We start from the raw sequence: 386 nt of genomic DNA, 5'->3' as shown, positions 1-386 counted from the left end.
TATTGAGATTTTCTACAACTAAAGCAAGTGTTGCAGAAGGAGAAAGTACTACTATAGAGGTAGGTTTACCAGAGGGGATTACTGTGTCGAGTCCAGTAGTTGTAAATTATAAGATATCAGGTGAAGCAATAAATGGTACCGACTATGCGACTTTACCTAGCTCGGTAACGATTCCTGCTGGTTCAAGTAAGGCAATAATAAAATTAGATGCTTTAAGAGATAATGTTATCGAGCTTGATGAGAATGTTACCCTAAGAGGAGGTGATATAATAGGAGAATCATTAATTGGATTTGGCTGGGATTTTGAAGCTATTACGGCTACAGTAACCATTACAGATGTAACTGATGAGGCAAACAAAGTATTGCACTTTTCTCCAACTACAGCA

Annotated in this window: 1 protein-coding gene; it reads left to right on the top strand. The window is 37.6% G+C overall.

What is annotated here, in order from left to right; translation table 11 throughout:
• Nucleotides 1-386 (top strand): Calx-beta domain-containing protein (locus IUY40_RS19305; protein ID WP_229335719.1); only part of this gene is annotated, 386 nt, incomplete at both ends.

Source organism: Flavobacterium sp. ALJ2 (genome assembly GCF_015594725.1).
Classification (GTDB): domain Bacteria; phylum Bacteroidota; class Bacteroidia; order Flavobacteriales; family Flavobacteriaceae; genus Flavobacterium.
The sequence above is the reverse complement of the archived record's forward strand: the minus strand, read 5'-3'. Positions and strand labels throughout refer to the sequence as shown.